The 5,927-nt window shown below is 38.2% G+C and carries 6 protein-coding genes; all 6 read left to right on the top strand.

Annotated features, from left to right (window positions below):
* Window positions 1–660, top strand: a 660-nt coding sequence (locus J7K93_01040) for an NAD(P)/FAD-dependent oxidoreductase (protein MCD6115574.1), incomplete at its 5' end; no start/stop codon positions are given.
* A 23-nt stretch (window positions 661–683) separates the two neighbouring features.
* The gene (locus tag J7K93_01035) at window positions 684–1,229 is read left to right on the top strand and encodes a CDP-alcohol phosphatidyltransferase family protein (protein ID MCD6115573.1); all 546 of its coding nucleotides are present in this window, start codon (window positions 684–686) and stop codon (window positions 1,227–1,229) included.
* Window positions 1,229–2,143 carry a signal recognition particle-docking protein FtsY gene (ftsY, locus tag J7K93_01030; protein MCD6115572.1) on the top strand — a complete coding sequence of 305 codons (915 nt, stop codon included), beginning with the start codon at window positions 1,229–1,231 and terminating at the stop codon, window positions 2,141–2,143. The genes J7K93_01035 and ftsY overlap by 1 nt, the downstream gene beginning before the upstream one ends.
* Window positions 2,144–2,149: 6 nt before the next feature.
* Window positions 2,150–3,454 (top strand): 30S ribosomal protein S12 methylthiotransferase RimO, encoded by a 1,305-nt coding sequence (gene rimO, locus J7K93_01025; protein MCD6115571.1) that lies wholly within the window; start codon window positions 2,150–2,152, stop codon window positions 3,452–3,454.
* Between the two features lie 60 nt (window positions 3,455–3,514).
* Entirely contained in the window at window positions 3,515–4,810 is a 1,296-nt protein-coding gene (locus J7K93_01020) for a GWxTD domain-containing protein (GenBank protein ID MCD6115570.1), read from the top strand.
* 70 nt (window positions 4,811–4,880) lie between these two features.
* Window positions 4,881–5,927: putative DNA binding domain-containing protein (locus J7K93_01015; protein ID MCD6115569.1), on the top strand; the 1,047-nt coding region annotated here is incomplete at its 3' end.

Below are 5,927 nucleotides of genomic sequence, written 5' to 3'. Positions count from 1 at the left end.
GGTATAGAATCATGCTTTCAATATACAATGACAAACATTAAAATCGATCCGAATATTGTCCGGTTTTTTGTAGGCAGGGAATTAGCACCCGGAGGCTATGCCTGGGTTTTTCCAAAAGGAAATGGTGTGGCAAATGTGGGGTTGGGTATTCTCGGGACGTATGCAAAACGTGTTAATCCGGAAAAAAGCCTGAAAAAATTTATTGCCCGTTATTTTCCCAATGGGTCTGTAATTTCACAGACTGCAGGCGGCGTTCCTGTTCTTCCAGGGCTTAAAAGAATGGTGTCAGACGGGGTTATTCTTGCAGGAGATGCAGCGCGTCAGGTTAATCCCCTTTCAGGCGGAGGAATTGTTACAGGAATGCTTGCAGGTGACCTTGCTGCTTCACATGCAGTCAGAGCACTTGCTGAAGGAGATATTTCCGAAAGTAATCTTAAAGCTTATCAAAAAGAGTGGGATAAACTGAAGGGCAGGGAGAATCGCCGTTTCTATAAGCTGAAAAAAACAATTGACAATATTGAAGATGATGTCTTTAATGACCTTGTAAGTAGAATGTCTGAGCTCCCTCTGGAAAAAAGAACAGTATTTGCATTTTTTAAAAAGGTGCTTTTCAGTCATCCAGGGTTAATTGTAGATGCAGCGAAATTATTTTTAAAGTAAATATTGTCAGGAAAGAATGAGATATGAGAAGTTCTGAAATTTTAACAATACCTAATATCCTTACATTGGTCAGGCTTGTTTTATTATGGCCTGTACTTGTATATCTGAAGAGCGGAAACGGATATATGGCTGTGCTGTTTTTAGTATTGGCTGCTTTTTTAGATTCGGCAGACGGATATATTGCACGGCATTTTAATCAGATTTCCACTTTAGGCAAGGCTATGGATCCTGTTGTTGACAAGGTTTTAACTGTTACTGTATTGTGTTACTTAGTATTTTCACCTCTTTATTCCATGCCGTTGTGGTTTTTATTGTTTGTTCTGGTTCGTGAATTTTTGCTGATCACAGGAGGATTGTTTATTATTGCAAAACAGAGTATTGTACTCCAGGCGGAAAAACCGGGAAAGTATTCGGCATTTTTTAATGGAGTCGTAGTAATCTCTTATGTTTTGAAATTTAATTATGCGTATATACTTTTAATTGCAGGAGTTATGCTTACTTTATATTCAACATATGTTTATGGGAAAAGATTTTTTGCTGTACTTAATGATCATACAGGGAGCAGTTAATGTCCGGCGTAGAAGATAAATTCAGCGCGGGGCTCTCCCGAACCCGTAAAGGTATTTTTGGAAAACTTACACAGATGTTTTCCGGTAAAAGCAGAATAGATAATACTCTGCTTGAAGATCTGGAAGAGGCGCTGATTGAAGCTGATGTAGGTGTTGATTTAAGCCTTAAAATAGTAGATGAATTAAAAAACTCCTTATCCGGCAGAGAGATTAAACCGGATGATGTAAAAAATATTTTAGAAGAAAAGATAGTTGAGGCGGTTTCCATAAACAATAAGGATATATCCGTACATGAAAAACCGCATGTTATTCTTGTTACCGGAGTAAACGGAAGCGGAAAAACGACAACTATCGGGAAGCTTGCACATATCTATAAAAAGGAGGGCAAAAAAGTCCTTCTTGCAGGAGCAGATACATTCAGAGCTGCCGCAGCAGAACAGCTTGCTGAATGGAGCAGGCGGACAAATGCTGATATCATCTTTCAGAAGCATGGAGCTGATCCTGCTTCTGTTGCATACGATGCGCTGGAGGCAGCATCTGCAAGAGGAGTTGATATTGTTTTGATTGATACTGCAGGGCGGCTTCAAAATAAAGTGAACCTGATGGAAGAGTTGAGAAAGATCCAAAGGGTTATTAATAAAAGGATGCCGGGCGCTCCTCATGAGGTGCTTTTAGTGCTTGATGCAACTACAGGCCAGAACGGACTTGTGCAGGCAAAAATTTTTACTGAAGCTGTTGGCGTTACGGGTATTGTACTTACCAAACTGGACGGTACTGCAAGAGGCGGAATAGTTATTTCAATCTGTACTAATCTCGGTATTCCGATTGTATGGGCAGGGCTCGGTGAGAGTATTGACGATCTTGTTAAATTTGACGGGCCGTTGTTTGTTGACGGGCTTTTTGAAAAAGAGTAAATAGAGATGAATGGAACGGGGAAAAAGGTTTGTCTGATTACAATGGGCTGCCCCAAAAATGATGTTGATTCCGAATTGCTGTGGGGTGTTCTTAAACCTCATAATGTTGAACTTGTAGACTCTGCCGAAGATGCGGATATGATTTTTATAAATACATGCGGATTTATCAAAGACGCAAAGCAGGAGTCTGTAAATACAATTTTGAGTGCTGCAGCTTTAAAATTGGAGATGCCGGGAAAAGAGCTGTACGTGTGGGGATGTCTTTCAGAGAGATATAAAGAAGAGCTGCAGAAAGATATTCCTGAGGTTGACAGATATTTCGGGGTTGAGTCTTTTTATGAGATTGAGAAATATCTTTTCGGAACAGAAACCGCATCAACAAAAAAGAGAATCAGGCCGAAAAGACTTGCCACTCCAAATCATACTGCATATCTTAAGATATCAGACGGGTGCAGTCATAAATGTACATTTTGTGCAATCCCCTTAATAAAAGGGGGGGCAAAGTCTCTGTCCTTTGAAAAAGTAATTGAAGAAGCTGAAATGCTGGCATCCCAGGGGGTAAAAGAAATTATCCTTGTAGGGCAGGATACAACTGCTTACGGAGAGGATATTGATTCCTCTTACAATTTATCTTCTATTATCCGCGGTATTGCAGATATTAGTTCAGTTGAATGGATTCGGATTATGTATGCTCATCCTGCAAAAATTACTTCCGAGCTTATAGACACAATAGCAGAGGAAGAAAAAGTATGCAAATATCTTGACCTTCCCCTTCAGCACATTTCTTCCTCAGTTTTAAAACGCATGGGCAGAAATATGACGAGAGAACAGACCGAGAGCGTTGTCCGGAGATTAAGAAGTGCAATACCGGAGATTGTGCTTCGTACGGCTTTTATAGTCGGCTTCCCTGGAGAGACCGAAGAAGAGTTTAATGAACTTCTGGATTTTGTAGGTGAGGAAAAGTTTGAAAGGCTGGGATGTTTTATTTTTTCTCCTGAGGAGGGTACGCCCGCATATTTAATGAGCGGCCGTGTGGATAAAAATGTCGCGGAAGAAAGATACAGAATGATTATGAACAGGCAGGCACAAATTTCCGAAGAGATAAACCGTTCTTTGGAATCAACTGTTCAAAAGGTCATTGTTGACGGATTTGATAAGCAGGAGAATATGTTTTACGGAAGAACCTGCGGAGATTGTCCTGAAATTGATCAAACAGTATGGATTGATTCCTCTGTAGAAACAGGAGATATTGTTTCGGTTATTATTGAAGAGGGGTTTACTTATGATTTAAGAGCAACTCTTTATTTTTAAGGAATGGCTGATATACTAATTAGTGCCAATTCCTGACTAAAGTTGTAAACGGAGAAAATCATGAAAAAAAATAAAATATTAAAACGTACGGCACTTTTTGCTTTTGTACTTTTATGCAGCATAAGTGCTTACAGCCAGCTTCCTGAATTCAATTACAGGCCCACTGAAGGCATTCCTGTGTTTTATTACGATATAGTATCATTCGCAAAGCCGGGGAATGACAGCACCAAAGTTAGTATTTATACAAGAATTCGTTATGATGAATTACAATTTGTAAAAACAGATCCGGGGTTTAAAGCATCTTATGAACTTGTTATTGTTGCTTTAGATAAAAATGGAGATGACTGTGCCCATAAAATAATAACAAAAGAAGTTTCTGTCCCTATATACGATAAAACCAATTCACGCAAGCTTTTTAATATTACGGAGACGGATTTTTTACTGCTGCCCGGAATTTATAAAGTAAAAATTTCTCTGACAGATCTTGATGCAAAAAAAACAAGAAAATTGAAAACAGATTTTGAAGTTCCGAAGTTTTTTACTGAAAAGATTATGCTTAGCGACATTCTTCTTGCAGATACGGTATTTACAGATTCAACAAAGAAATTCAAAATAAAACCGAATGTTTTTGGTAATTATCTTGATACCCAGAAAAACCTTTTTGTCTACTCGGAAATTTATACTAAGGATATAATTCCTGAAGTTCAGGTCACATTAAAAATTGTTGACAAGGACGGGAAAGAGATAGTCATTAAAAAGTTTAAAAAGAAAATAGAAGGTGCGGTTACTCCTCTTGTCTGTAAAATGGACAGGAAAGATCTGTCAAACGGCAGGTATAATGTTGTTTTAACTGTAGAGAGCTCAAAATACGTTGCAGGACAGAAGAGGCCTGTAATGATTCACTGGCTTGACATGCCCTCTACTTCAGCCAATCTTGATGCTGCCATTGAGCAGATGAGGTGGATTGCAAAAAAATCATTTATTAAGAAACTGCTTAAAATGAAGCCGAAGGAGAAGAAAAAGGTTTTCAGCGAATTCTGGAAAGAGTTGGATCCGTCTCCAGGTACGGATGAGAATGAGATAAGGGATGAATATTACCGAAGGATAGATATTGCAAATGAGAATTTCGGATATTACCTTGCCGGATGGAAAACAGAGAGAGGTATGGTTTATGTAATACTCGGGCCTCCCGATGATGTGGAAAGGCATCCGTTTGAAATGAGCAGTAAGCCCTATGAAGTATGGTTCTACCAGCAGTTTAACCACAATCTGGTTTTTGTTGATGAACACGGATACGGAGAATACAGGCTGTTATATCCTGAGCAGTTCTGGGAGATGGTGAGCCGTGCAAGGTGAATATCCTATAATTTTTATCTTAGTATTTATTTTGAGAAAAGAAGTTTTAGTGTCGGGTATAAAGTAGCCAATGAGAGAAAATCAAAAAATAGAATGGAAACAGAATTGGCATGATGATTATTTAAAATGGGTCTGCGGTTTTGCCAATGCTAATGGCGGGAAACTTGTTATCGGTAAGAATGACAAGGGGGAAATAACTGGAATAGATAAAGCACATAAACTTATGGAGGATTTGCCCAATAAAATTAGAGATATTTTAGGCCTTACTGTAGATATCAATCTTGTTGAGGATAAAAAAAAGGCATTTTTAGAAATTAATATAGAACCATATCCAAGCCCCATTTCGTATAAAGGCCATTATTATTATCGTTCAGGGAGTACTTTACAGGAACTAAAAGGCCCGTCACTTGAACGTTTTTTACTCGGGAAAATAGGTAAAAAATGGGATAGTGTGCCTGCATATAATTTTTCTATTGATGATCTTGATCCGGCAGCATTTCAATTATTCAGAAAAAAATCTGTCAAGAGTGAACGAATTCCCGAAGAAGATCTTAATGTGAACGATGCGGAATTACTTAATCTACTGAATTTAACAGAAAAAAATTATCTAAAAAGAGCGGCAATAATTCTTTTTGGGCAAAAACCGGAGAATCTTATTACAGGTGCTTATGTGAAAATTGGATATTTTCGAACTGATGCAGATCTGTTGTTTCAGGATGAAATTTATGGTAATCTTTTTTTACAGGCAGAAAAAACTTTGGAATTATTGCTTACTAAGTATCTTAAGGCCAATATTGATTATGAACGACTCAGTCGAATTGAAACTTACGATTATCCTAAGAAAGCACTACGTGAAGCTTTATTAAATGCCTTAATTCATAAGGATTATTCTGATGCGAATCCGATACAGATAAGCGTTTATAAAGATAAATTATTGATTTGGAACAGCGGCCATCTGCCTGATACATGGACAGTTGAAACGCTTAAACAAAAACATCCTTCTTTGCCGGCAAATCCGGATATTGCCAATACTTTTTTTCGGGCGGGTTATATCGAAATATGGGGAAGAGGAACGCTTAATGTTGTTAATTATTGTGTTGATGCAGGGCTGCCGGAG

It is taken from the genome of bacterium (genome assembly GCA_021158245.1).
GTDB lineage: Bacteria > Zhuqueibacterota > QNDG01 > QNDG01 > QNDG01 > QNDG01.
This window is presented reverse-complemented; position numbering and strand designations above follow the sequence as displayed.